Source organism: Pseudomonas sp. PS01301 (assembly GCF_029960215.1).
GTDB classification, from domain to species: domain Bacteria; phylum Pseudomonadota; class Gammaproteobacteria; order Pseudomonadales; family Pseudomonadaceae; genus Aquipseudomonas; species Aquipseudomonas coleopterorum.
Window position 1 is genome coordinate 15999 of sequence record NZ_JASCPM010000043.1, and the last position, 24528, is coordinate 40526.

Annotated in this window: 28 protein-coding genes and 1 pseudogene; 5 read left to right on the plus strand and 24 right to left on the minus strand. The window is 51.0% G+C overall.

Annotation, left to right across the window (positions count from 1 at the left end):
• Window positions 1-22 precede the first annotated feature (22 nt).
• Window positions 23-1483 (minus strand): YncE family protein, encoded by a 1461-nt coding sequence (locus tag QMX89_RS18670; RefSeq protein WP_037007585.1) that lies wholly within the window; start codon window positions 1481-1483, stop codon window positions 23-25.
• Between the two features lie 5 nt (window positions 1484-1488).
• On the minus strand, window positions 1489-1842 hold the full coding sequence (locus tag QMX89_RS18675; RefSeq protein ID WP_051398701.1) for a DUF305 domain-containing protein: 354 nt from the start codon (window positions 1840-1842) through the stop codon (window positions 1489-1491).
• Window positions 1843-1972: 130 nt separating this feature from the next.
• On the opposite strand from QMX89_RS18675, the gene QMX89_RS18680 reads away from it, so the two are divergent.
• Both QMX89_RS18680 and QMX89_RS18685 read left to right on the plus strand, forming a co-directional pair.
• Window positions 1973-2485 carry an RNA polymerase sigma factor gene (locus QMX89_RS18680; protein ID WP_027597937.1) on the plus strand — a complete coding sequence of 171 codons (513 nt, stop codon included), beginning with the start codon at window positions 1973-1975 and terminating at the stop codon, window positions 2483-2485.
• Window positions 2486-2514: 29 nt separating this feature from the next.
• Window positions 2515-3237, plus strand: coding sequence for an anti-sigma factor (locus tag QMX89_RS18685; RefSeq protein WP_282349344.1), 723 nt, complete (start codon window positions 2515-2517; stop codon window positions 3235-3237).
• Between the two features lie 56 nt (window positions 3238-3293).
• On the opposite strand, the gene arsH is transcribed toward QMX89_RS18685, so the two are convergent.
• Genes arsH through QMX89_RS18705 form a run of 4 tightly spaced genes read right to left on the minus strand, consistent with a single transcriptional unit; the run spans window position 3294 to window position 6132 of the window.
• Window positions 3294-3992, minus strand: coding sequence for an arsenical resistance protein ArsH (arsH, locus tag QMX89_RS18690; protein WP_109514203.1), 699 nt, complete (start codon window positions 3990-3992; stop codon window positions 3294-3296).
• Window positions 3992-4462, minus strand: coding sequence for an arsenate reductase ArsC (locus QMX89_RS18695; RefSeq protein ID WP_109514202.1), 471 nt, complete (start codon window positions 4460-4462; stop codon window positions 3992-3994). Before QMX89_RS18695 ends, arsH begins: the two co-directional genes overlap by 1 nt.
• 9 nt (window positions 4463-4471) lie before the next feature.
• A complete protein-coding gene (locus QMX89_RS18700) occupies window positions 4472-5761 on the minus strand; it encodes an arsenic transporter (protein ID WP_282349345.1) in 1290 nt (429 codons plus the stop codon).
• 20 nt (window positions 5762-5781) lie between these two features.
• A complete protein-coding gene (locus QMX89_RS18705) occupies window positions 5782-6132 on the minus strand; it encodes a metalloregulator ArsR/SmtB family transcription factor (protein ID WP_109514200.1) in 351 nt (116 codons plus the stop codon).
• 273 nt (window positions 6133-6405) lie between these two features.
• On the opposite strand from QMX89_RS18705, the gene QMX89_RS18710 reads away from it, so the two are divergent.
• Window positions 6406-7389 carry a tyrosine-type recombinase/integrase gene (locus QMX89_RS18710; protein WP_282349347.1) on the plus strand — a complete coding sequence of 328 codons (984 nt, stop codon included), beginning with the start codon at window positions 6406-6408 and terminating at the stop codon, window positions 7387-7389.
• A gap of 76 nt (window positions 7390-7465) precedes the next feature.
• Here QMX89_RS18710 and QMX89_RS18715 read toward each other — a convergent pair whose 3' ends face one another.
• Both QMX89_RS18715 and QMX89_RS18720 read right to left on the minus strand, forming a co-directional pair.
• Window positions 7466-8617, minus strand: a complete 1152-nt coding sequence (locus QMX89_RS18715; protein ID WP_282349349.1) for a PIN domain-containing protein — start codon at window positions 8615-8617, stop codon at window positions 7466-7468.
• Window positions 8618-9271: 654 nt separating this feature from the next.
• A complete protein-coding gene (locus QMX89_RS18720) occupies window positions 9272-10420 on the minus strand; it encodes an ATP-binding protein (protein ID WP_282349350.1) in 1149 nt (382 codons plus the stop codon).
• Between the two features lie 309 nt (window positions 10421-10729).
• On the opposite strand from QMX89_RS18720, the gene QMX89_RS18725 reads away from it, so the two are divergent.
• The gene (locus tag QMX89_RS18725; RefSeq protein ID WP_282349352.1) at window positions 10730-11680 is read left to right on the plus strand and encodes a tyrosine-type recombinase/integrase; all 951 of its coding nucleotides are present in this window, start codon (window positions 10730-10732) and stop codon (window positions 11678-11680) included.
• 206 nt (window positions 11681-11886) lie between these two features.
• Here QMX89_RS18725 and QMX89_RS18730 read toward each other — a convergent pair whose 3' ends face one another.
• From QMX89_RS18730 to QMX89_RS18765, 8 genes and pseudogenes are all read right to left on the minus strand, one after another.
• The gene (locus QMX89_RS18730) at window positions 11887-13092 is read right to left on the minus strand and encodes a hypothetical protein (RefSeq protein WP_282349353.1); all 1206 of its coding nucleotides are present in this window, start codon (window positions 13090-13092) and stop codon (window positions 11887-11889) included.
• Window positions 13093-13378: 286 nt separating this feature from the next.
• Entirely contained in the window at window positions 13379-14170 is a 792-nt protein-coding gene (locus QMX89_RS18735; RefSeq protein ID WP_282349354.1) for a putative adenosine monophosphate-protein transferase Fic, read from the minus strand.
• The gene (locus QMX89_RS18740; RefSeq protein ID WP_282349355.1) at window positions 14154-14345 is read right to left on the minus strand and encodes an antitoxin VbhA family protein; all 192 of its coding nucleotides are present in this window, start codon (window positions 14343-14345) and stop codon (window positions 14154-14156) included. Before QMX89_RS18740 ends, QMX89_RS18735 begins: the two co-directional genes overlap by 17 nt.
• Before the next feature lie 289 nt (window positions 14346-14634).
• Window positions 14635-14976 carry a hypothetical protein gene (locus QMX89_RS18745; RefSeq protein WP_282349356.1) on the minus strand — a complete coding sequence of 114 codons (342 nt, stop codon included), beginning with the start codon at window positions 14974-14976 and terminating at the stop codon, window positions 14635-14637.
• A 120-nt stretch (window positions 14977-15096) separates the two neighbouring features.
• Window positions 15097-15444 (minus strand): hypothetical protein, encoded by a 348-nt coding sequence (locus tag QMX89_RS18750; protein WP_282349357.1) that lies wholly within the window; start codon window positions 15442-15444, stop codon window positions 15097-15099.
• A gap of 70 nt (window positions 15445-15514) precedes the next feature.
• Entirely contained in the window at window positions 15515-15736 is a 222-nt protein-coding gene (locus QMX89_RS18755) for a hypothetical protein (RefSeq protein ID WP_282349358.1), read from the minus strand.
• Between the two features lie 45 nt (window positions 15737-15781).
• Entirely contained in the window at window positions 15782-16210 is a 429-nt protein-coding gene (locus QMX89_RS18760) for a type II toxin-antitoxin system HicB family antitoxin (protein ID WP_282349359.1), read from the minus strand.
• Between the two features lie 64 nt (window positions 16211-16274).
• Window positions 16275-16422: pseudogene (locus QMX89_RS18765) on the minus strand (type II toxin-antitoxin system HicA family toxin).
• Window positions 16423-16625: 203 nt separating this feature from the next.
• On the opposite strand from QMX89_RS18765, the gene QMX89_RS18770 reads away from it, so the two are divergent.
• On the plus strand, window positions 16626-16850 hold the full coding sequence (locus tag QMX89_RS18770; RefSeq protein ID WP_282349360.1) for a hypothetical protein: 225 nt from the start codon (window positions 16626-16628) through the stop codon (window positions 16848-16850).
• Window positions 16851-16866: 16 nt separating this feature from the next.
• Here QMX89_RS18770 and umuC read toward each other — a convergent pair whose 3' ends face one another.
• The 8 genes from umuC to QMX89_RS18810 all read right to left on the minus strand — a co-directional run bounded on the left by umuC (window position 16867) and on the right by QMX89_RS18810 (window position 24426).
• The gene (gene umuC, locus QMX89_RS18775; RefSeq protein WP_282349362.1) at window positions 16867-18147 is read right to left on the minus strand and encodes a translesion error-prone DNA polymerase V subunit UmuC; all 1281 of its coding nucleotides are present in this window, start codon (window positions 18145-18147) and stop codon (window positions 16867-16869) included.
• A complete protein-coding gene (locus QMX89_RS18780) occupies window positions 18134-18565 on the minus strand; it encodes a S24 family peptidase (RefSeq protein WP_282349363.1) in 432 nt (143 codons plus the stop codon). The genes umuC and QMX89_RS18780 overlap by 14 nt, the downstream gene beginning before the upstream one ends.
• Window positions 18566-18629: 64 nt before the next feature.
• On the minus strand, window positions 18630-18881 hold the full coding sequence (locus tag QMX89_RS18785) for a DUF1654 domain-containing protein (protein ID WP_282349364.1): 252 nt from the start codon (window positions 18879-18881) through the stop codon (window positions 18630-18632).
• 223 nt (window positions 18882-19104) lie between these two features.
• Window positions 19105-19734 (minus strand): HNH endonuclease, encoded by a 630-nt coding sequence (locus QMX89_RS18790; RefSeq protein ID WP_282349365.1) that lies wholly within the window; start codon window positions 19732-19734, stop codon window positions 19105-19107.
• Window positions 19721-21091, minus strand: a complete 1371-nt coding sequence (locus tag QMX89_RS18795; RefSeq protein WP_282349366.1) for an ATP-binding protein — start codon at window positions 21089-21091, stop codon at window positions 19721-19723. Before QMX89_RS18795 ends, QMX89_RS18790 begins: the two co-directional genes overlap by 14 nt.
• A 765-nt stretch (window positions 21092-21856) precedes the next feature.
• Window positions 21857-22612: a hypothetical protein gene (locus tag QMX89_RS18800; protein ID WP_282349370.1), complete on the minus strand. Its 756-nt coding sequence runs from the start codon at window positions 22610-22612 to the stop codon at window positions 21857-21859.
• Window positions 22613-22950: 338 nt separating this feature from the next.
• The gene (locus tag QMX89_RS18805; RefSeq protein ID WP_282349367.1) at window positions 22951-23325 is read right to left on the minus strand and encodes a plasmid replication protein RepB; all 375 of its coding nucleotides are present in this window, start codon (window positions 23323-23325) and stop codon (window positions 22951-22953) included.
• Window positions 23326-23379: 54 nt separating this feature from the next.
• On the minus strand, window positions 23380-24426 hold the full coding sequence (locus QMX89_RS18810) for a hypothetical protein (protein ID WP_282349368.1): 1047 nt from the start codon (window positions 24424-24426) through the stop codon (window positions 23380-23382).
• Window positions 24427-24528 lie beyond the last annotated feature (102 nt).

Genomic DNA, 24528 nt, shown 5'->3' on the forward strand with positions numbered 1-24528 from the left:
GGACCTCGATGGTTATTGGTTATTAGTATTTCGATTGGAGCACTTGCACTTGCACGGGAGCACCTGGCGCATCGGCTGCACCAGGTGCGATGACGAGGTAGCGCTGTTCATCCGCCTGGGATTGCTGAACCAGTTGGCGTATCGGTCCTACCGCATTCACGATAGCTGCGCCGGCGGGATTGGTTTGAAAAGCGGCGAGAGACTCAAGAGCGCCGCTACCGTCTGCATGACGAGCCAACGCTAGTACATAGGGCTGCTTGGCCACCAGGCCCGTAACCGAGGCCTGCAGGACCTGAGTCAAGCCCTGGTCGAAAAGTGTCACCTGAGTGGTATGACGTTCGTGTTGACCCGGCGGAGCCAGGGCGATCTGAATACTCTTGGCGGCGCTCCCTAACGGCTTAAGATTTGCCAGCCCAGCGCCCTGGGTAGCGGCGCGGGGAACGTAGACCAAAGCCTGGGGCGCCTGCCCCACGGGTACAGTGGTTTCAACGCTATTGGTCAGCGTATTGATGACGGCCACACTGTCAGCATTCTCTAGTCCCACGTACAACCGCGTGCCATCTCCTGACGGCCAGAGACCGTGGGGCAAAGCGCCAACAGGAATGCTGGCGACTTGGCTGAAATCATCGGTTCGGAAGACCTTGACTCGATTTTCTCCGCCTACCGTTACATAGGCGAAGCTTCCGCGGGCATTGCGAACCAAGTTGACGTGATTAGTGATCGCGCCAGTATCAAGCGTCTTAATCAAGCTGAACGGCGGTTTGGCTGCGAACACCTGGGTCTTACCGACATCTTTTAGGGTGAGCCAGACCTGTTGGCCATCTGCAGACGCAGCGATGTTGGGGCAGAAGGGACTCGCCTGAGCGACGCGGCCAACAATTCGATGCTCGGCAACCGAAACCACTACGGTTTCCGGAGTGAACGAGGAGCAGACGTAGCCATAGCGGCCATCAGGGGAGAAGATCTGCATGCCGGGGCCTGGCGGTACGCCAATTCGCGTCTTCTCTTTGAAAGTCACCGGGTCGATCACGGCGATATAGTCCTCGCCCCGTACCGTGACCCAGAGCTCTTTGCCGTCAGGGGTGAAAAAGGCTTCATGAGGCGCGCGACCCAGATAGGTTTTACCCTTCACCTGGTTGTTGGCGGTGTCGATGAAGGACACGGAGTTCGAGCCTATCGCTACGACGGCCAAGGTTCGCCCATCTGGCGAAAATCCCAAGCCATGCACCAGTAGCTCGCCCTTGTACAAAGGACTCAAGTTCTTGGGTTGGCTGTCGCCTAGGGTGATGACGCCGAGCAATTTTTCCGTGCTGGGATCAATCACCGATACCGTGTTGGAGAACTGCTCCGCCGTATACACACGGTCTTGGGAACTAATCGTGATGTCCGGTTGTGCAGCAGCACGCGGAACTTGACCGGCTGAAGCGGTGCAGGAGATTACTAACAACACAGCGGCGAGCGGGGTGAGCGACAATCGAGGCATGAGGATTACCGAGTTGGAGAGGCGGGCAATTCAGAAAGCGCCTGCTGCATGACGGCGATTTCCTGTTGTTGGGTGACAATGATCTCTTGGGCCAGACGGCGTAGGCGTTCGTTATGGCCATACCGCAATTGGATCCGTGCCATTTCGATCGCACCCTGGTGATGTGCCGTCATCTGGGTCACAAAGTCGCGGTCTACGTTGCCACTGCTGGGCTTGTGCATCGCGGCCATCATCTGATCCATGGCCTGACGGTTGTCGGCCTGCGCCGTGGCGGCGCTGCTATCAGGTTCGGCCCAGGCAATGGGAAGCACGAGCACCAGAAGGGTGACTGCCAACAACGGGTGTTTGACTGAAAACACGTGGCGCTCCAGCAGACTGGTGAGTTTCCAATGCAGACGTTTGTACGGTCTGGGTTATTCCATACCTACAAAAATAAAAATTGTGGGGAATAAAAGGTCAGCTCAAGCGTCTGTCAGCGATACCAGGGGAATGTCCATGCTTGATGACGCCATGCTTTCTCAGCTACTACCGTCTCTGCGTCGCTTCGCAAGATCGCTTACTCGTCACGAAGCCAGCGCCGATGACTTGGTCCAGAGTTGTCTAGAACGGGCGCTTACGCATGGGAACACGCGCTGTCCCGCCGGTGATGTGCGAGCCTGGCTGTTCACCATCCTGTACCGCCAATTCGTTGATGGCCGACGTCGTGAGCGCCGCTATGGTCGTCTGTTGGAGTGGCTGGGATTCCAAGAGGTCCCGGTTGAGCCTTCGGCTGAGACGATCTATCTGGATCAAGAAGCGTTGACGAATCTTGAGAGACTCAATGACGAACAGCGTGCCCTGCTGCTGTTGGTCGCGGTGGAAGGCATGAGCTATCGCGATGTATCACAGGCGCTTGGCATTCCACTGGGAACCGTCATGTCTCGTTTGGCGCGGGCACGCGCGGCCTTGAGACAGATCCACGAAAGTCCTTTGGCTACCGCCGCTTTGCGAGTATTGAAATGATGTATCGACCTCCTACTCCTGAAGAGTTGATGGCTTATGCCGACAATCAGTTGGATGCGCTGCGGCACGAGGAGGTGATGCGCTATCTTGCAACCCATCCGGAAGATGCCGCACGGGTAGCTGATATCCGCGAGCAGAATCGTCGGCTACGGCTGGTTTTTTCTCCCGTGCTTGAGCCTTTACCGACACACCTTATGCCAGCAGTCGTGCGACACCGGATAGTCGCCAGACGTAAAAGACGTATGACTTATCTCGCTTCGCTAGTGCTGACGTTAGGCCTGGGTAGCGGCTTAGGGTGGCAGGCACGGGAATCGATGCTGCGGCGGGCGCACGTTCCAATGGCGGATGCCGTGGAGGCTTATCGACTATTTGCGAGCGCCGAGGGGCGGCCGCCAGTCGATGTAACCGGCCAGGACGGTGCGATTCAGCATTGGCTTGAAAGGACATTTGTGCAGGCGCCCGCCCTCCCTAACCTGGAGCGCTTCGGCTTGATCCCAGTGGGTGGTCGTCTCATGGCCACGGACACCGGCGCCGCCGCGATGGTGCTCTACCGGGATACGAAAGGGCGCCAAGTGATCTTCTATGTGCGGCATCCCAACAGCCAGCGCGACGTTGGCCACGGATCTCGTAGGGAAAGCGATGTTACGGCTGACTATTGGTCAGGACAGGGCTACAACTTTGCGTTGGTGAGTCCTAGCGAAGCATCGTTTGATACCTTGCGTGAGGCGATCTCGCATAGGCCACCTCTCTAGTTCCCGTTCAGACCAGTGCTCGTTGCTTGAAACCAACCCTGTCCAACATTTGGGGGTCATTTCACCTCCTTGCGTTCCGAATAGCGGTCTACCAGGTAAGTCTCTCGACCTCGTACCAACAACGTGAATTTCACCAGTTCCTCCATAACGTCCACTACCCGATCGTAGTAGGCAGACGGCTTCATGCGCCCGGCTTCGTCAAACTCAAGGAAGGCTTTGGGTACCGAGGATTGATTCGGGATCGTGACCATACGCATCCAGCGGCCCAGGATACGAAGTTGATTGACCGTATTGAATGACTGGGATCCACCACATACCTGCATCACAGCCAACGTCTTGCCTTGCGAGGGTCGCAGTGCGCCCAACGCCAAAGGTATCCAATCGATCTGCGCCTTGAACACGGCCGACATCGATCCATGCCGTTCCGGCGAACACCACACCTGACCCTCGGACCACAACACCAGGTCGCGCAGTTCCTGCACTTTTGGATGTTCCACCGGTGCATCATCAGGTAACGGCAGACCTGAAGGGTCGAAGATGGCCGTCTCTGCGCCCATGAGGTTTAGGAGTTGCGCTGCCTCTTGGGTCAGCAACCGACTGAACGAGCGCTCACGGGTGGATCCATAAAGCAACAGGATGCGAGGCTTGTGATCGGGCTGCATACCCTGGCTAAGCTTCTCAGGCGTAGGCACATCGAGCAGGGTTAGGTCCAGGCTGGGAAAGTCTTCCGGATATTCGGATGTAGGCTCGATCATTACAGCGCTCCAATCCTGTCCAACGCATGCTTGAGCTCTGCTGAACTGAGCGCATCCAAATCCAAAGCAAAGAAGGCCGTAAATCGGTTCCGGATAGTTGCCACGGTACCATCAAAGGCTGCCTGCTTTTCCTCATCGCTGCCAACGATATCCGAGGGATCAGACAACCCCCAATGACTCTTGATAGCAGGGCCAAAATAGACAGGGCAGGGCTCGCCTCCAGCCTTGTCACAGACGGTGATCACAACGTCAGGCGGATTGTCCTGGAAGCTCTCCGAGCCCTTGCTATGTAGCACTGACGTATCAATGCCGAGCGCTTGGAGGGTACTGACCGCCTGTGCATTGAGTCGTCCGCTCGGAAAGCTGCCGGAGCTCACTGCTGTGACGCCTTCAGGGGCCAAGTGGTTGAACAGCGCCTCAGAAAGCACGCTCCGACAGCTATTAGCGGTACACATGAAAAGGATTTTCATCGGTGGCTCCTAGGCTTGGATGCTGAGCCGCAAAGCGAGTGCGGCCAGGGTAATAAGCAGAACAGGGATGGTCAGCAGGCTGCCAACTTTGAAGTAGTATCCCCACGTGATGCGGATGTGTTTTTGAGCCAGTACGTGGAGCCACAGCAACGTGGCCAGGCTACCGATCGGAGTGATCTTGGGGCCCAAGTCGCAGCCGATGATGTTGGCGTACACCATGGCCTGATGGACCACGCCTGTGGCCTGACTGTCCTGAATCGATAGGGCACCGATAAGCACGCTGGGCATGTTGTTCATAACAGACGACAGCAATGCGGCCACCACACCGGTACCCATAGTTGCAGTCCACAGGCCCTGTTCTGCGAAGATATTGAGCAGAGACGTGAGAGCGTCAGTCAGCCCTGCGTTGCGCAGCCCATAAACCACCAGGTACATCCCTAGCGAAAACACCACGACCTGCCACGGTGCATTTTTGATAACCGTACGGGTAGAAATAACGCGACCTTTGCCGGCGATCCCCAGAAGGATGAGTGCGCAGCTGGCTGCCACCGCACTGATGGGGATCCCCATCGGCTCCAGCGCGAACAGGCCGACAAGCAGTAATGCCAAGACCCACCAGCCGGCGACGAAGGTAGCCTTGTCACGGATTACAGTCTCAGGCGCATGAAGCTGCTGTGGATCATAGGTAGTAGGGATGTCGCGCCGATAGCACAGCCACAGCATGAACAAGGTCGCCATCACGCTGACTATGTTCACGGACCACATCACCGAAGCATATTCAGCGAAGCCTATTTGGAAAAAATCCGCTGACACGATATTGACTAGGTTGGACACCACCATCGGTAGGCTCGCGGTATCCGCGATGAAACCTGCAGCCATGACAAAGGCCAGGGTGGACGCCGGGCTAAAGCGCAAGGCTGTGAGCATGGCAATGACGATGGGGGTCAGGATCAACGCAGCGCCATCGTTTGCAAACAGGGCCGAAACAGCGGCGCCCAGCAGGATCATCAGGATGAACAACCGGATGCCTTTGCCTTGGCCCAACCGGGCCATGTGCAAGGCAGCCCACTCAAAGAATCCGGCCTCATCCAGTAACAAGCTAATGAAGATGACGGCGATAAAAGTGGCCGTTGCATTCCACACGATGGCCCATACCGTGGGTACGTCGCCTAAACCAACCACACCCGTAAGCAAAGCCAGTACTGCGCCGCCGGCGGCGCTCCAGCCTACGCCTAAGCCCTTCGGCTGCCAGATGACCAACATAAGTGTCAAAGCGAATATTGTGATTGCAGCAACCATATGGAGACGCTCCAGCGAAATCAGCAGCACGCGGCCTGACGGACCGGACGACCTTCCATTGATGCAAGACGGCTTACGTCTTGATCAATCCAGGACTGATTAGCACTGCGTGTTATCTGGAGCACTTGCATAACCCATTCGGGCAACTGTGGATGCAAGCGGTAATAAATCCACTGTCCCTGACGGCGGTCCGCTAATAACCCGCAATTACGAAGTTGGGCTAAATGCCGAGAGATTTTCGGCTGGCTATCATCCAGCGCCCAAATCAGCTCGCAAACACAGAGCTCGTCTTGGTCAGCGAGCATGAGCATGATGCGTGTGCGCGTTTCGTCGCCAAGACATTTGAAGACGGTCGCCGGTAGCAGATCCATGAGCACTCCTAGTGGATACGTATATTCACATATACGAATATACACATTCTTTTAGGATTCTGCACGATTCAGGAACGACTCTTTTTTTCCCTTCTTGTCAATACTGAAACAGCAAATTAGGTTGATTTATGACTTTCGAGGCATGCGAAGGCTTTCGGTCAATTACTGGTGATAAAATACGTTATCAACAGTAATGGACGGTTTTCGGGTAAGGTGGACGAATAGGCGTCAGGGCGTAACAGCGATGACCAAAATACGTGGAGGATTCCCAAGATGACCACAGAGATGACAAACGCTCATAACAACTCTGTTCAGCTGCGAGAAGGGGAGAGGCGGCTGACAGCGGTCGAGTTTCAGCAGTTGGCTGCAGTACCAGCTGCAGTCGAATGGTTTGCCAACATAGACAACCCACGCACGCGCCGTGCCTATCAAAATGACCTAACGGATTTCTCTTCCTTTATAGGGCTGGCCAGCGCCGATGACTTTCGCCAGGTCACCCGATCGCATGTCTTAGCCTGGCGTGCGGATCTAGAAGGGCGCGGCCTGGCAGGGGCTACCATTCGCCGCAAGCTCGCCGCGCTGGCCAGCCTGTTCGATCACCTTCTGGACAGCAACGCAGTGGCCGGAGGCAATCCGGTGCATGGCGTCAAACGTCCACGGATCGAAACCAATGAAGGCAAGACACCGGCCCTGGGCGATCACCAGGCCAAGGCACTGCTCGATGCGCCGGATGAGACGTCGCTGAAAGGCCTGCGCGATCGGGCCATCCTGGCCGTGTTGCTGTACCACGGCCTGCGCCGGGAAGAAGCTGCGCAGCTGCAGGTCAATCACCTGGTCGAACGTCGAGGCATTCGACACCTCATGGTGCACGGCAAAGGCGGCAAGGTGCGGTACCTCCCGGTGCATCCTGTAGCAGCGGATCGGATTCATGCGTACCTGGAACGCTCGGGGCATGCGCTGGCCAACCCAAAAGCCGCGCTGTTTGTGCCATTGCGGCACTGGGCGAAAGGCCTGGGCGTCACGGCCAATGGCATCTACACGCTGGTCGAGACATACGCGGAAAAGGCCGGCATCAAGGTAGACGGCCTGGGGGTCCACGGTCTACGTGCAACAGCGGCAACCAATGCCTTAGAGCATGAAGCCGACATCGCCAAGGTGCAGGCCTGGCTGGGTCATGCCAATATCAGCACGACCAAGATCTACGATCGGCGGCAGAACCGGCCGGAGGACTCTCCGACTTACAAAGTGAAGTATTAAACCAACTGCTCACGAAGTGTGCGTTTTTTTTGAGAAAAAATGAATAGGGATGCTGATAGCACACTGACAACCCTGTTTACAAAATAATTTTATTGGGGACAAATTCAACATCCAGCGGTGAGTTCTCACTTCCAATATATTTCGAGTGAATAAGAACACTTTTTGGCTCTAAGCTTTCAAGCAGATGCACAACAATCTCACCAACTGCCGTTGCATATTTATTTGTCATGAATTCACATGCACCATCACCATTAGCCGAGAGGACTTCAACTCTTCTTTTGACATCATCAGGAGCATGTATCCAATCTGCATAGTCACCTACGAAGCGAACTGGAAAGTAAGCTTCAAACGTCACTGTAACAACATAATGCCGTGCATTGACGCATGAAACTGTGCTAAATCTCACATTCTTTACACTGGACGCCACCGGTCCATCTACGCTAACCCCACGCCATGCATGCAATGGTAACTCGTCGTGATTTTCGATCATTCCGTCTTCCCAATACGAATAGTCAAAATCCGAATCCTTTGCTGAAAAATAACTCATTGCATTCGCGAGAAATGTTTCGGAGCCTATTACCTTCTTGAATTCTTCGATTATATTATCAAGTGCGTCTAACTCACTAAGAATACTTTCGAATTCAGTGCTGCGTACCAGTTCTGGCAAATCATTAAAGACAAGAACTTTTGGAAAGCTTTTTACATAGTCTTTAAGATTTCCGTCTTTACATACAAAGATCAACGGCATTCCATCATCGAGAAGCTTCTCCAGCGAAAGACCTATAACCGCATCAGGTATGTCGTCACGGTTTTTAATCTTTTTAAAAGCACCTTTGCCCTGAAAATAATCATCCCAGACCTTACTATATATACACGAATGAGGTTCCAAGACTTGGACTTTAAATTCTTCCATCCAAGTCTTAGCAGCATGGTCTAAGCGCGCCCTAAGCTCAGGTAATACTTCGGAAAGCTGCGAATCCAGACTAACTAATTCTGGAATCTCTTGTCCCGACCTACCAAAAATCTTAGAAATTTCCCGAAGACTGTCTTTGGCACTTTGATGCTTAGATAAAAAATCGGCGAGTCTTTTAGTCTCATATTCACGGATTACGATCTGACTCAGGACCAGTTCAAGAGCTCCTGCAGCGATAACTCGCTGTAGCAGCCTCATTGACTGAGAATTATACCCTTCTTGATGTAGGATATTCGTATCTAATGAAACTCTCAAGCTCGCACTCCAATTTAGATAAAACCGATCCAAACCACTGTGAATTATTTAAATTAAGAAGTCACAAAAGATTTGCAATTTTAGGAATAGCTCGCAAAAGGCTTGGTGATCGTTCGGAAGCTCTTTCAGCAGACCAATGGTCCCTAACAAACTCAGTCAAATGAATATTGTATCCTAAGCCTACTTGATTGGAACTACCTTTCCCAGGTAGCATTTCAATTCTTAGATCTCTGCGCTTAGACTTACGTATCAATCGTAGAAGCTCCTGCTTAGGATCTGTAATGGAGTCCGGGTCACGCCTCATCAGAGCCTGGCTCGACTGAGCAAAAGAGGACCATCCCTCATGATCTGCAAGAACCCAAGCCTCCGCCTCTCTGACTGCTAATCGTAGGGTGAATCTTGATGATGGATGAGATGGCATCCAAGCCCTTACTTGGGTCACAACGCAAGGTGCTTGGTCAGCATCGGCCAGCATGAACACAGGCGTTACTGACTTCGCAACGGAATTAAACTTTTCAATCATTGCTTTAAAGGGACCACACCCGTTTGCAACGGTTGTATGAATGGTAGTATCTCTATTCAGAAATAAGACCAGCTTTTCAGCTAGAACACAACATAGTTGGTCCTCTCCCACGATCACAATGTGTCCATGCATTACAAAAGTCCTAACTGATCTATATTACTGGGCCGCGCCTTGGGTAGCATAACCTCTGCAGGGGTCATTCCAGCATTCATCAGTTCCAGCTCAAAATTGTTAGCAATTCGGGCTGTAGTACCGTCGGCCCCTGCTTCTAGAAGAAGTATCGAATTACCCTCTAACGGGTTCCTTAAAAGAGCTTCACTGTGTGTAGTAATTATGACCTGTCTGCTGAGTGCCTTTTGCTTACGCAATATCCTGTCTATCATTAATGGGATATGTGCCACGATAGCATCATTCAGCGAAAGCTCAGGCTCTTCAAGTAGCAATAGCGTATTGTTTTCTTGAAGCATCCATAAAAGGCCAATCAAACGCAAGGTGCCATCTGAGAATTGATCTTCTCTTTGCCACGCTCCATAATTTCTCCAATGTTGATAAGATGCCATTAAGTGAGGCTGGCCATTCACCTTATCGAGCTCAAACTTAAGCTCACTAAACTGAGGTACTGCTTTCTCTAAGGCTGCTTGAATTCTTCGTAGTTTTGCATCTCTGGACCGGCTTGGAGTTTTGGCAATACGCTGTAGCAGCCCCTGACCAAATGGGTCATCTTCTAAAATTCTTCCTGACATTTCTGAAAATTTGAGCAGCTGAGGTACTAAATGCAAGTAAGTTGTACTTCCAAAAAAATCAGCAATCTCACGGAAATCTTTGTTGGCGTTGATCTGTTCAAGCGCTGTCTGCGTCAACCGTACTGTGTCTTTTTTATCAAACCTATCCGGACGATTTAAGACTGTAACGCCATTAAATTTAGCTATCTCCTGAGTAACAAACAACCGCTGAGCCCCGGTTCCCTCTGGTTTAAAACCTAGAGAGTACTCCCAGATTGGAGGCCCACCGGGTTCTTCAGAGATTTCTATATCGATCTTAATTTCAATGTCAGATCTAGCCTGCAAGCACCGGAGTTTTTTTATACCACCGCGATCTTCAATAGCTTTCTGCAGTCCTCCACCAGCAGGCTTGCAGATGTCACGAAGAAATCTGAAAACGTCCAACAAATTGGACTTTCCGGAAGCATTCGATCCGATTATATATGTTCGATGATGAAGGGGAATTTCCAGGCCCCTAAAGTTTCGCCAATTCTTCAATTTTAACTTCGTAATTAGCATGCTGCCTCACATCCTTTTATTTTGCATGCCTTTGTGCAAGGCATCCAGGTACTCATGGAGTCACGTAACGACGCAGCTTGGAAACGCCATACGTTTTTGCTAGCCTTTCAGACTGCATTGCAGAATACCCCGAATTGGACCGGATCAATAGTCCGAGCACATGCTCACGGCGAATCAAGATCTCAGAAAGTGGCTCTAAATTTTCTGTCAATCCATAGAGCTGCTGTGCGAGGGTTCAGCCAAAACAACTACAATAGGCGATACAGGCGTCCCCTAGATGCTGATTGACAGCAATGCTACTCACGGTTCTTGTGTACATCAACCCAACTACAATCCCATCGGTTCCTGACCTGGATCGGTCATTTGGCAGCGGTACCAGCTGCTGTGGAATGGTTTGCCAACATCGACAACCCAGGCACGCGCTGTGCCTGTCAAAATGACCTGACAGATTTCTCTTCCTTTATAGGACTGGCCAGCGCCGATGACTTTCGCCAGGTCACCCGGTCGCACGTATTGGCCTGGTGCGCAGATCTGGAAGGGCGCGGTCTGACCGGGGCTACCGTTCGCCGCAAGCTAGCGGCATTGGCCAGCCTGTTCGATCATCTCCTGGACAGCAACGTGGTGGCCGGTGGCAATCCGGTGCATGGCGTCAAACGGCCCCGGATCGAAACCAATGAAGGCAAGACACCGGCCCTGGGCGATTACCAGGCCAAGGCACTGCTCGATGCGCCGGATGATACAACCCTGAAAGGCCTGCGCGACCGGGCGATCCTGGCTGTGTTGCTGTACCACGGCCTACGTAGGGAAGAAGCCGCGCAGCTGCAGGTCAATCACCTGGTGGAACGGCGAGGCATTCGACACCTCATGGTGCACGGTAAAGGCGGCAAGGTGCGGTACCTCCCGGTGCATCCTGTGGCGGCGGACCGCATTCATGCGTACCTGGAACGCTCGGGGCATGGGCTGGCCAACCCAAAGGCGCCGTTGTTCGTTCCATTGCGGCACTGGGCGAAAGGCCTGGGCGTCACGGCCAATGGCATCTACACACTGGTCGAGGCGTACGCCAAAAAGGCCAGCATCCAGGTTGAGGAACTGGGTGTCCATGGCCTGCGGGCTACAGCGGCCACCAATGCTTTGGAGCACGAAACCGACATCGCCAAGGTGGAGGTCTGGCTGGGGCATGCCAACATCAGCACGACCCGGATCTACGACCGGCGGCAGAACCGGCCAGAAGATTCTCCTACGTATAAAGTGAGGTACTGATTCGGATACACCAAAACACCGCGCTCGTACGAAAAAACACAGCGGCTTGGTCGTGCTTAGCATCCCTCAATTCACGTAGAAGCGCGCATAGCGCATAGTCCTAGCAGATAGGAGATAGGAGATAGGAGATAGGAGATAGGAGATAGGAGATAGGAGATAGGAGATAGGAGATAGGAGATAGGAGATAGGAGATAGGAGATAGGAGATTAGATCTCATGATGGCCATCTTGCTCGTCTTGAGGTAAAGGGATTCCACTGACTCGCCGAGCAAATATGTTAAATTCCATTAGTAGAAAATCATTTTTGTATATGTTTCTTATTATAGGCCTGAGTTCATCCCACCGACTGACTATTTTAGATAAATAGCGTTTTACCTCAATAGTTTCAGGATCAGTTACTACCTCACCAAAGCTTATCACTTCGTAATCTGTTTCATATCTTTCAGCCCAAAATATAAGAGCTACCCAAAAGGTACCAGTCATGACCTCGAACATTTCTTCTTCACTGAAATTTAAACCCGCTAGCTCCTTTAAATCCGTCTTAACAATCAAACCAATAAGCGACTGTGATAATAGTAGGTAACGTATAGATGGATGGGGATGATGACCCTTAACAATCCCATCAAATCTTTTGCCATCGAAATGGTGGAATCTCAAAAAAACCAATGCAATACTTAGAAATAACGTCCAGATATCATTTTTTGTAAGCGAATCTTCTTGTATAGAATTTTCTTTACAATGCGCACGCTTACTAGTCACCAGAGTAATAAAAAGTACTCTCAACGCTTCAAAATCAGCTGCTAATTCAGTGCACTGGAATATTTCAGCCTCTACATCTGAGCATGGTTCTTTCCCTTCTGGGCTTTCTGAAACATGTGAAGGCCCCATCCAAGCTTGATGAGGGACCCCCGATCTAACAGCTGCGTGTGACTGCAACGAATGAGCTATTTCATGCGATACAATCCAGTGCAAGCTATTCATCATCAGAAATCTTTTATTCTGAAGTGGATCGATACCAAGGGGAAATATACCAATACCATTTTTTTCTATACCCTTACTTTCCCAAAAGACATCATGAAACGGTCGATTCAACCATTGAATCGCATACCTAGTAAAAGCATAACCATCAGCTGCCAGCTGGATTAGAAGTTCATATGTTATATAAATTGTGTGGAATGGGGCACTGCTATCTTTGGCAGCATTGATCCAAGCTGCACATCTAGATTCGGTACTCCATTGTAAAGAAAGTTGGCCATTCTGCGGGACATAGTATGTTCTATTAAAACTGTCGACTATTTGTCGTAGGAAATCATCTGCAAACTGGACCAGTGCGGGTATGTCTATACTTTCTTTATCTGATTTATTTTTATCTTCTACACTTAGCTTAAGATAATCTAAAAACGCTTTATTCATAGTAGACCTCTACAATATTAGATCATAGCTAAAATAACCTTCGTTACTACGACTTTCTCAATCAAATACTTAAAAGTCAAGGCGTGCATAGCCAATAAGACTTGCATCAGCAAGGTGAAGGATTAGTTGAACATGTTAACATCAGCAAGACTAAATCTGCAACTGCAGCCAGGACCGGCTTGAGGGCAAACCTAGTTATAAACTACAGTAGCGAGTCGTAATAAAAAAAGGAATGCTTAGGGTAGAAGGACAATTATTGGAATATTATATAACGACCTGTGCGCACTTACATATCCATACCTTGCTCATCCGCATCTTCTTCCAAATAGCCCTTGTTTTTGGAATTCACTGAGATTTCTTGTGCTCCAAGTTGATCCTCTAATGAAGGCTCTACTTCAACATTCAGTACAGCGGCTTGGGATTTTAGCTGCTGTGATAGTGAAGGCTCTGCAAAATCAGAGTCTCTGACTGCGTTCTCAACATCAAGATCGGTAAGGTTAGCTCGAATAAGCTTCCCCAAATTTTCAGAGCTTCCATGGTAGGCTTCGATCGATGCATTAACCATATCGTTCTGACTGATACCGTCCCAATTAACTCGGTATCCATTTTCTCTTGCTAGTTGCCCGATAAACTCGCGTTGCGTTCGCCCATTGCCTTCGCGAAACGGGTGTAAGACATTGATCTCACCGAGATACTCACCCAATCGCTGGCTTAATTCATCAGGTGGTAGACCACGAAGTTGTTTTTCTTCAGCCAGTTGCAGGAAAAGCTTTTGACCGGCACTTTCAAGGTAACCCGCATTGGCGAAGCGTGTATCTCCCTTAGATATATCTACCTGCCTAAGTTGACCTGCCCAATCGTAAACATCAGCGAACAGACGGCGATGAGTCTCTCGTAAGTGGTTAAAATCAAATGAGCCAGCGACAGGGTCAACCTCTAATTCAGCAGCACGTATGGCAGCAAACGAAGATTCCAGAGTATCGAGTTGACCCTGATCTTTGATTCCAAAGCGATTGCGAAGAACGTCACAATCGGGATAGGCATAAGGATCTTTGCCGCTATCAGAATACTTCGCCACGGGCGATCCTTGCTTTGAAGTCACTCAACACGACACCGATATCGCACTCCCCACGCGCAAATCGTTGCAGATCCTCTACCACCTTCGCTTCTGGCTCAAGGCCTTCCAGACGTTGATTTGCGAGAGCATTATTGACTGCGGCTTGACGAGCCTTCTGGGTGATTTTGGACCGCATGGCGCTTCTCCGATCATTTGGTAGTGAGGTGATTAGCTGCGTGATCAGCCACCACATCGGCTTGCGCAGTATAGCATAACTAGTCCAATCAAGCTTATGTGTCACCTAAACATTTCATATCTTTAACCAATGGTCCAAAACTGCACTGCGCACTCACTTGCGCAGTATTGGAGCAATTGATAAAGCATGCTGCTCAATTCGTCGGTGCGTGGAGCACTACTAGGTTAATTAAGAAAAGCACCAATGGTTCTATATCCCTACCAATCACGTTAAGAGTAAGCACTAAATTCTATTTGGCATAATCCGATATAAGTTTATAGGTTAGCCCAGCAATTATCCCTGCCATCCCGAGATAAATCCCCACGGCACTCACAGCACTTATTATTACAGGAGTTAGATCATAGATACTAAGCTCCATGAAGTCCGGAATATTCAAACCCACAACAGGCGTGGCACCGAGGTAACGAAAAACTATATTGATAGGATGAATTCCGTCAAAAGCAAAAAAAACATACAGAAGGTATAATAACCAAAACGATGCAGCCATGCCAATTGCAATAAAACCTAATTGCAACAACGGAATATACTGGCCGCGAAACTTATCTGACTTAGCTTCTGAAATAACCTTCATTTTATCACCTTATGCTTCTCACTGTTAAGTCTTAACCTACATAGAAGGGAAAGCAGTAAGTTTTATCCTATGTGATCGAACGTTTTGTTGCTACTAAAACACTGTTATTTGTGAATTCGTTCAGTGACCACCTTCGATCAACCTCAACCAGCTATTCATTTTTGCAAGGTAGGCTGCTGCATCAGTTGTATCAAAATCTTCCAGGATGCGCAATTTCACTTTTTCAAACTCAGGCGGTAAGTCTTTGCATGCACTGATCATCGCGTGCTCAATCTGATACATTTCCAACATGTAGTCCCGCATTCGTATGACTGCTTTCATATCGAGTGAGACCGACGCGCTTCGAAATGCTTGGATGTTAGATTGAAAGGCCTTCATCCTTGGCTGAAGTTGGCTTCTTAATTTACGAAGGTCGGCGAATTGAGGATCGGCGTGAAAATCTTCAAATAGTTTGCGGTCTTCAAGCATTTTCTTTCCTTTAAAAGATCAATGGGCGTTTCATGTCAGCTCTTGCGGTGAATCCGGGTGTTCTGTTTTTTCATTTGCGATTGGCCCGCGCGCTGACACACGCAAAGTTCTCTTTAAATGGGCTTTCCACCGGCTGCGCGCACTTCTCCAAGAACTGCTCTGCAGCTTGCTTCGACTCTGCGGGATCTTTGGCGAAATACAGCACCGCCAAGATGGCCGCAATACACAGCACATACAGCCCCAAACTGGGCTGATCTTCATAGTCCTGATCTTCATAGTCTTCCGACTTCATCAAGTTGACTCCTTTCATTGGCTGAAGATTTGGGCAGCTTGGGCATCACGCAGCTGCTTCAACACTCACATTGATACGTTTTCCCAGGACCGCCAAGCCACGTTCCACCTGATCGATCTTCGAAGTGTGGAGAATATCGACAAGCCGATCTACCACCTGCCGAGAGCACCCCAAACGCCCCGCCAATTCACCGCGGCCTACACCTACCTCGATCATCGCATTCCACAACGCCACTTTTGCAGCAGTCAGAGCAGAAAGGTGCAGGCGGGTCGCTGCATCACCCTGCCATCGACCAGCAGGGATTGCTCGACGCTGGTCGACGTAGATCGAAAGCGCTGCATCCATGGCGTCTGCAGCGTCACGCAAGGCATCAGCTAGGGTGTCACCTGATGCGTGCATTTCCGGGACTTCGACACAAGAGAGCCAGACCCCAGCCTTCTCATCGTGATGGATCTCAAGCGTGTAGTCGTTCATGGCCACCTCTTTGGGTAAAAGCCAAGCCTCAATCCTTGAGGCCCAGCTGCTTGATGATGGTCTTTCATAGACCTTCGGCAATTTCCTTAGCGCCATGGTCCGGAAAGATGGTGGATTTGCCATTCCAAAGAAACCTTGAAATGACTGCCCTTGGTGCTTTGGAACTCGACTCCACGGGCCTTCATCCGCCGCCGAAACTCACTACACTTCATGGAAAATCCCCTAGCTGTTTCGGTAAAGGCATTATGCAACACTTATGTTGCAAAGGCAGCATAAGTGTTGCATATACTTTCATATTTTTATGCATTCATTCGCAATATTTTGGGTTCCTGGTCTGCTGATTCATGCATTGGTTTACATCCTCGCAGCTGAGTCGCAGATTGGTTCTGCTTGCCGAACTGCTAGGAGCATCACCGTGAAACCACTACCCGTACTCCCAGATCCTGTTCGCATAATGCTGGAAGGTTTCGACCTGACAATGCGCAGAGCACGCACTGTCTCAGCTGCTGAAATCGCAGCTGAGCGTGCTTACGGTTTTGTACTCGGAATAGAGACAGTCAAAGCATTGCCATCCGAAACGATTGGCAATTTGTACACATGGGTTGATATCACTTATGAGGAAGTGATTAACAAGTTATAGCGAGCGCTAACGCTCGTTAGTGAGCCATGGCCACCCATAGCTGGTCAACCCGCGTGGTATAGCTCTGGCTCATCAAATCGCGCCTCATGGCCCAATCAGGCTTGGTCGGCACGGTCGCTGTGCGCAACGTCCCGCGTCCCCATCGACTGTTGATCGAGTCCATGACCGACATCAGCTGATCGGACGTTTGCGGTTGGGTGAGGGCAAAAAGATCGCTCGTGTATTCACCAGGCTGACGCAGATCGAGCAGCATCACTTCAGCTTTGCTGTAGCGGTACCCTGGACGAAATATGTGATCCACCGCTTGGGTAGCAGCGTTAGTCATCAGCCGGGTGTCATTCGTAGGGTAGGGCAGCTCGATCACAACGCCGTTGGCATACTTCGCTTCGTCTGGATTGAACATGCCTGTACGCACGCTCACACGCATCTTTTTGCATACTGAGCCCTGGGCTCGAAGCTTCTCTGCAGCCCTAGCCGTGTAGGTGGCCACCGCCTCTTTGATCGGGCCAACCTCGCTCATGCGCTTGCCAAACATCCGACTGCAGCAGATCTCCTGCTTCGGTGGGTCAGGCTCATCCAGCTCCATACACGACACGCCGGTAAGCTCGCGCGCTGTTCGCTCCAGGACAACACTGAATTTCCGCCCGATCATCGTCTTATCGGCCTTGGCCAGGTCCATGGCAGACTGGATGCCCATGGCCTCCAGGTGCGCATTGAGCCGTCGACCAACACCCCACACTTCTCCGACTGCAGTATTACGCAACACCCAGTCACGCTTGTACGGGTCGCAAATGTCCACCACACCGCCAGTCTGAGCCTGCAGCCGCTTGGCGGTGTGGTTGGCCAGCTTGGCCAGTGTCTTGGTATGCGCTATGCCCACACCGACCGGAATTCCTGTGCAGCGCAGTACCCTGTCTCGGATCGAGCGGCCCAGCGTGGTCAGATCCTCACGTCGGCCAGTCAGATCACAAAAAATTTCGTCGATGCTATACACCTCGGAGTCAGCCACCATGCTTTCGATGATGGTCATCACTCGCTCAGAAATTTGGCCATACAGCGCGTAATTGCTACTGAACGCCACAATCCCTTCACGGTGCAGCATGTCCTTGATCTGGAAGTAGGGCGCGCCCATTTTGACGAAGGGTTTCGCATCGTAGCTGCGCGCGATCACGCAGCCATCGTTGTTCGATAGAACGACAATCGGGGTCTTGGCCAGGTCAGGTCGAAACACACGCTCACAGGAGGCGTAGAACGAGTTGCAGTCCACCAGGGCGAACACTTGTTTAGGCGTAGGCATGATCACGCACGCTGTAGCGCACGACTCCCCATACCTCCATTACATCGCCTTCCAGAATGTAACGCGCCGGATAGGCCTTGTTTTCCGACTGCAAGATGACTTGCCGGCCACGATGATGAAGCCGTTTGCACACGGGCTCACCGTTCAAGGCGGCAATAACGATGTCACCATGCTGTGGCTCGCGACCTCTATCGACAATCACCAGGTCGCCGTCATAGATACCGGCGCCCATCATGCTTTCGCCTTCGATCTTCACCAGGTACACGTGCGGTGCCCGGATGTCGAACAGCTCGTCCAAGGAAATGTGCTTCTCCAGATGATCGGCCGCAGGTGATGGGAACCCTGCCGGGACTCGATGCGAGTATAGAGGCAATCTGATCTGGGAGGTGTCGATTCGGGCTAGGACGGTCGTGGGCATGATGGCACCGCAATGTGAGGGTAAAAAAAATCCCGCACCAGGCGGGGATGAGAACATCGGTTGTTCAGTCTTCTTGAGGCACCGTCCCGAACAACTGGACCTTGCCATCGTCGCGGTGGGCCACGGTCACGTTGTCGGTTTCACCGATCTCTTCCAGGATCTGCGTCCAGTCCTCATCCCGATCGCCGGGCAAGCGCTCCAGCAGTGCAGATTTGGATTTCTGCGCTGCAGGCGTGTTGATTGCTCGTTGTAGCCGCATGGCAAGCACCTCGTATGGCTTGGGCGATGCAGGAGCCGCTGGGGCTTTCTTGGCCATGGCGGCTCCTTACACTGTATGGATGCACAGTATTTCAAAAAGTGCTGGTCGATCAACACTTTTCAGCAGTGAATCCGCCCGATGGCCAAAGTGCATGCCTCGTCGAAAGCACAAAACAGAGATGCGCCCATCTTGATACTCCCAATCCTGCATCCGCGGTCTGGTGAGTCAAGACGTGGAAAACGCGTAGAGCAGCATCATGTCTTTGGAATATAGATGTTGATTAATCTATATCGCCGTTTACAAGTGTACTCACTTCAACAGATCCAGTCGAAAAAAATAGATCATTGGCTTCAACAAGAGCAGCATCATTTATGAACTCATCGCAAGCACCAAAGAAATGAAAAAATCTATTCAACTTACAGATCCCTATTGTGTAATGCCCCTTAGATGTAAGATCAACGTAAACGCGATTCGCTTTTATTATATGGAGATCATACTCATCAAAATGCGGGTGCACTATTTGAAATGCGCTCGAAACAGTAGGATATCTTTTACGCCGAGGTCCACGTACAACAGGTTCAAACATAACCTCATTACTACCTTTGAAATGATTACAGTCGGCACAAATCACACAAAGATTTTTCGGCTCGAAAATAAAATCCAAATATTGAGACTTTGGAACTATGTGCTCAACTGGTGCAGCTTCGGCAGCTCTAACACCAATGGGCTCTTGACAGTAAACGCAAATAAGTCTTTGTATATGTCTATAATAACCCCGAATTTCCGCACGCAAAGCCCTAAGATCATCCTCCGACCATTTTGTATGATTAAACTCAGGATCCATTTTCTTTTGTGCTATCAAAGCCAAAGATTGACTAGTGAAGGCTATACTTTGATTAATTATTGGCATAGATTTCACATACCTGAATCACAGAATTTACCAAGTCTAAGGTTGGATCATCTGAGTCAACATTCTCAATAAGTATTTTCAGCTGCTCTAGTTCACGCTCGTTGTCCAGCGTTACGAATTTAGCAGCTTTAACTTTAGCCAGCAGGCTAAACGCAATTCTCGCTATATATTCATTCATGATGCCAGGTGCATCAAACAACTCTGCTAACTGATAGTCCGCTGAACGATGACTAAACTCAGATCCTTTGAATATTTTATTATCCGTCAATGATGTTATATAACATCCTTCCCTCTTGAGTCTTGATATAACTTGAGGTGAGTGAGTAGCTATAAGGAATTGACAGCCTCTGTATGATGAGAACGCGCTGATGAGCATTCTTATGAACTCTTCTTGCCACCTCGGGTGCAGACTTATCTCAGGCTCATCAATTAGAATTGTCGAAAAGTCAGTAATATGTCCCGCTATTCCAAGCATAATTACAAGAAGGCATTGCTCTCCTGAACTGGCACGCTTTAGGGACATCGGCCCGTAGTTCTTCTTGATCAGGCGAACATCCATTAGCCTCATCAAGCCTGCACTTTGAAGGGTAAGAATTGCTTTCGCGAGCCCACCATTACTATGATCTTCCCCAGTAAAAAAGCTGCCGCTATTGAAATCTACAGCCAGCATAACAGCTTTCCGTGAAGTTTCGTAACGCTGGAGTTCAACCATGGCGCTATATATATCTTCACGCTCATGCTGATTAAAGCTTGTTAACTGAATCAAATACCTTTCGTCGAAGCTGATATTATGGACATCGAAAAGATTTTCGATCTCGTGGGATATTTCACTTCCATAAGGTCGGGCTTGTGGTTTATTTATTGATTTACCAATATAACCCGGTTTAAAAACAAACTCAGCGTATGGCTCAAAGTTTAATGAGCTAAACACCTCAACTAGATTAGCCGCAGTACTAAAGGTAGACAATTTTTCAAGCCAACCTCTAGCCGCCGAGGATAATAGCGACACAGCATTTGAAGCTCCAAAAGGACCCTCGCCACGCATCCCAACGTATCTATAGTTTGTTGCCGTATCGTGAAAGCTAGACGTCCTTCTATTTACTGGGAACTTATCAAACGGGCTGGTAGATACAGCAATCACTTTGGATAAGCCGTCTAATCTACTATATTTTAAATTCAAAAGTACCGGGTTATAACGACGCTCGTTATCTCTCGCAATCGCCGAAAGCAAGCGACTTTTCCCGACTCCATTTTTACCCACTATGACAGTAAATATGTTTTGTGACTCAGGCGCATCACCTTCAATGGCTAAAGGAACATAGCCTTCGTCAGTGCTGAAACCAAACAATCTGTCCATTTACACTCCTTTGAGTACGCTTCCATGATGGCTCGCGAGTAATAAGCACTTAGTAAAACCTTGAAACTCTGCATGAATGTTCGACGTTTAGGTAGTTTAGCTATTTGCTTTCTCAACGGCAATATGCCGGAAAGGTATTAAACCACGCGGCTTCTCGAAAAAATCCCGTTCACTAGAGCTAAGGTGTTTCAACATTCATTTGGACGCTCCATTCCCTACACACCGGGTCAAGCAGTGATGATCACCAAAACGCATGCCTTCATTGAAGGCACGAAGCGTAGTCATGTTCACTGCAGACATTCTTAACTCTGCGCGCACGCGCGCCCGGTTGAGCCGGCAGGAGGCGAAGCCGCCTGGGGGCGATTTATCCGGGTCTTAGCGCCCGCAGGGTGGCCGTAGGCCAGGGCAGGGCGGCTCTATCGCCCTGGGCCGCTTAGACGGGGTTTAACCCGTATTTTCAGGTCACACGTCTGCGCCGTACCGTAGGTACGAATTGCGCAGGCTGTAATGCTCTATGAGGGGTTCACCCCTCGTAAATCCCTGCTTTTCCCGGAGGGGGATACTGATTGGGGTATAAAATTCCACTAATTTCAAAGCCATTGACTACCCGCCCGGGAGGGGCCGTTTTGACGTTTGATTTGGGTAGAAAAAGGGGCTCTCCCGGGCTTCTTCCCGATCGCTTCACAGGCGTGTCGCACGACCTCAAATTGCAGGCGTGACAAGGCCTCCGCGTGAGCGGATGCAGAAAAAGAGGGGTTGCAGGTGTTACTGGGCTTTTTTGGCGAATGAGGCCCCCAGCCTCTCCAGCGCGCTCATGACATCGCTGGCCTTCTTACGGACTGGCGCACCACTTGAACTGCGCTGGGCATTGCCGTCATTACCCTCGGCTTCGCGTTCTTCCTTTGCTTCCCATCGCTGACGGGACATCTGGCGCCGCTTCAATTCCAGGGAATAACGCTCCATCTCAGACAACCGACGCTGGCCGATCTCCAGCAATTCAGACTCGCGACGCTTCTTGGCTGCCTTCTGCACGCGGTCAAAGACATAGCCCAACCCTAGGTCATTCCAGAACAGCTTCGTAAAGCGGATCAACACGCGCGTGCGCACCAGGTGCAGACCGTTGTCGTCCTTTTCATCCAGGCGCACGCGCTCGATGCGGCGATAAACGTACCCGGCGTCATCCAGGGTCTTGAACAAACGACACAGCACCGGCGCCGAAATGCCTGCGTCTTTGGCGATGTTGCACTGGGTATTGAGGACGTAGCTGCCACTGGCAGGATCGAGGTAGCCCAGGACACTGGTGGCCAGGTCGAGGCGTACCAGCAGCTGCTCGGCAATGCGCTCGATGGCCACGAACTTCTCACGGCGGGTCCGGCGATCGCCGTTCACGCCATCGAGGCGGCGCAGGTACTGGCCACGAAAGCTCACCAGGTTACCCAGGCGATCGTAGGCTTTGCGAATAAGGGGGTTTTTGAGCTGCTGCTCGGTGAGGTGACGCGGTGCAGCGTACTGGTCAGGCAGAGCCCGAGCCGTGCGGCGCAGCGCCGAGTGAGGATCAGAAGGGGAGAGCCGTACGGCTTTGAGCCGACTCATGACTGGGCATCCTGGCCGAAAGGGCTAACAGAAAATGCGCAGCGTGAAACAAAAGGGGTTGAAAAAAACTTATCCATAAGACCGCCGTTCAGCGGTAAACCGCTTGACCCCACTCTTTTTCGGCTTGCACAAAGCCAGAGTGATCGCCATAATCGGCTCACCAATCGATGTGTTGAACAGGTTTTCGCCGTCGAAAGAGAAAGACCTGTTCAGATTTTCCAAAAAGCCCGGTTACCAGCCGGGCTTTTTGGTTTCTGCTATTCCAGTTATGCCACCTGCAGTGCTCCTACCTGAGTTGTAACTTCAGTGAAGCCCACACGCTTCGCATCTGCGTGCACCGACTCTAGACTCTTGTAAATCTTCTGCCGGTCAGACCGGGCAACAGTCATGTAGTCTTGAGTTCCATCAGTATGAACAACCATAAGTACCCAGGCACCGTTCTCCATAGGAGCCGGAGCAACAGTAGCTGCCTTCAAGGCACCGTCGCGGTACAGCTTGCGCATTGCTGATAGATCCACGGCCATCACACCCTCGAATCGTTGTGGTAAGAACGGGGCAAGACTAAGCGCGGATGCATGAAAAAGCAAATTCATGTAGAAAAACAGCAAAAATAGGGTAGGCCGGAGCAATGATTCCTGCACGATTCCGACAATTCGTTCACTCCTGTGCTCGATGGTCGGCCTACCCAAGGCTCACTACATGGCCATGCCAGACTCTTCCTGGTTCTGGCCAGGATGGTCTGCTGTCGGTCCGGCATGAGCTACGTCACGCTCGGGCGAAATGCGTTCGGCAGTCCACTCGCGGCGCTGTGTGGTTTTGTCACTCACACTGCCGTCTTCTGCGATTACCTGTATCACTACCGGCACGGTTCCATGGTCTACCAGCTTGACCTGTTCGCCTGGTTGAGCCCCGGCATTCTGCATTGCCGATTCCAAGCCAACCCCCCACACCGTACGCTCCCCGGCGTCCGTCTTGAGCGTGACGAAATAGCTCTGTTGTTTGCCTTCCTGATGCTGGTAGGGCGCAGCACCATGATCGACGAGTTCACCTTTCACTTGTTTACGGTCAATCGCCGGTTTGGATGCCGACGCCTGGACAGGTGTGGTCTGAGGGGGTGATGTTTGGGTAGCAGCCTCTGCCGGCACAGTTCCGCGTGTTTCGACCTCGTGAACGATCTCGACAACATCGGCCAGGGTAGTGTCCAACGACGCGATGGTTTCGGGAGAGTCCTGGTACTGGACGTATAGGCTGTCGATGGTGCTCTTGAACGCCTCTCGATACGCATCGTTCTGCAGGTACGCCGTCAGCATGGCTGTAGCCTCGGGTGTTGAGTCTTGGGTTGCAACCAACCACATGGCATTGTCCTGAGCACGCATATCCATGAGGAAGCTCGATGCTCGAACATCCGCATCTCTCAAATTCATGCCTGAACTCTGGCGGTACTGAGCTTCACGCTGGACCAGCTCGCTAGGGCTCTGCAAGTTGATGTCATATGCGTATACCTGAGTCGACTGGCCTCGATCCTGACGCCACTGAGCAAATGCGGCTTCACCGGCACCGTAAATGCTGCGATCGGGAACACCTAGCGAGTCCAGCACACGTGAGACGTGTTTAAGCCGGTCATCAGGCGACACCTGACCTCCCAATACACCATCCATTGCTGCAGCAATTTCTTCTGGCGTCTTACCTTCCCCGGCCAGGCGCTCGATCTGCAGACGGGGTTTGGGGAGCAATGGAACCAAAAACCAACGTAAGCTCTGAATCCCACCGTAAAGGGGCTTTCCGATCTCCAGCTCACCCGCCAGGCATTACTCTCTGATCAGTGCCTCGATGATCGGGCAGAT

Bases quoted from the DNA above. Each gene is read 5' to 3' on its own strand.
- QMX89_RS18670 (WP_037007585.1), bottom strand. From the start codon at position 1,483: ATGCCTCGATTGTCGCTCACCCCGCTCGCCGCTGTGTTGTTAGTAATC.
- QMX89_RS18680 (WP_027597937.1), top strand. From the start codon at position 1,973: ATGTCCATGCTTGATGACGCCATGCTTTCTCAGCTACTACCGTCTCTG.
- QMX89_RS18685 (WP_282349344.1), top strand. From the start codon at position 2,515: ATGGCTTATGCCGACAATCAGTTGGATGCGCTGCGGCACGAGGAGGTG.
- arsH (WP_109514203.1), bottom strand. From the start codon at position 3,992: ATGATCGAGCCTACATCCGAATATCCGGAAGACTTTCCCAGCCTGGAC.
- QMX89_RS18695 (WP_109514202.1), bottom strand. From the start codon at position 4,462: ATGAAAATCCTTTTCATGTGTACCGCTAATAGCTGTCGGAGCGTGCTT.
- QMX89_RS18700 (WP_282349345.1), bottom strand. From the start codon at position 5,761: ATGGTTGCTGCAATCACAATATTCGCTTTGACACTTATGTTGGTCATC.
- QMX89_RS18705 (WP_109514200.1), bottom strand. From the start codon at position 6,132: ATGGATCTGCTACCGGCGACCGTCTTCAAATGTCTTGGCGACGAAACG.
- QMX89_RS18710 (WP_282349347.1), top strand. From the start codon at position 6,406: ATGACCACAGAGATGACAAACGCTCATAACAACTCTGTTCAGCTGCGA.
- QMX89_RS18720 (WP_282349350.1), bottom strand. From the start codon at position 10,420: ATGCTAATTACGAAGTTAAAATTGAAGAATTGGCGAAACTTTAGGGGC.
- QMX89_RS18730 (WP_282349353.1), bottom strand. From the start codon at position 13,092: ATGAATAAAGCGTTTTTAGATTATCTTAAGCTAAGTGTAGAAGATAAA.
- QMX89_RS18740 (WP_282349355.1), bottom strand. From the start codon at position 14,345: ATGCGGTCCAAAATCACCCAGAAGGCTCGTCAAGCCGCAGTCAATAAT.
- QMX89_RS18745 (WP_282349356.1), bottom strand. From the start codon at position 14,976: ATGAAGGTTATTTCAGAAGCTAAGTCAGATAAGTTTCGCGGCCAGTAT.
- QMX89_RS18750 (WP_282349357.1), bottom strand. From the start codon at position 15,444: ATGCTTGAAGACCGCAAACTATTTGAAGATTTTCACGCCGATCCTCAA.
- QMX89_RS18755 (WP_282349358.1), bottom strand. From the start codon at position 15,736: ATGAAGTCGGAAGACTATGAAGATCAGGACTATGAAGATCAGCCCAGT.
- QMX89_RS18760 (WP_282349359.1), bottom strand. From the start codon at position 16,210: ATGAACGACTACACGCTTGAGATCCATCACGATGAGAAGGCTGGGGTC.
- umuC (WP_282349362.1), bottom strand. From the start codon at position 18,147: ATGCCTACGCCTAAACAAGTGTTCGCCCTGGTGGACTGCAACTCGTTC.
- QMX89_RS18780 (WP_282349363.1), bottom strand. From the start codon at position 18,565: ATGCCCACGACCGTCCTAGCCCGAATCGACACCTCCCAGATCAGATTG.
- QMX89_RS18785 (WP_282349364.1), bottom strand. From the start codon at position 18,881: ATGGCCAAGAAAGCCCCAGCGGCTCCTGCATCGCCCAAGCCATACGAG.
- QMX89_RS18790 (WP_282349365.1), bottom strand. From the start codon at position 19,734: ATGCCAATAATTAATCAAAGTATAGCCTTCACTAGTCAATCTTTGGCT.
- QMX89_RS18795 (WP_282349366.1), bottom strand. From the start codon at position 21,091: ATGGACAGATTGTTTGGTTTCAGCACTGACGAAGGCTATGTTCCTTTA.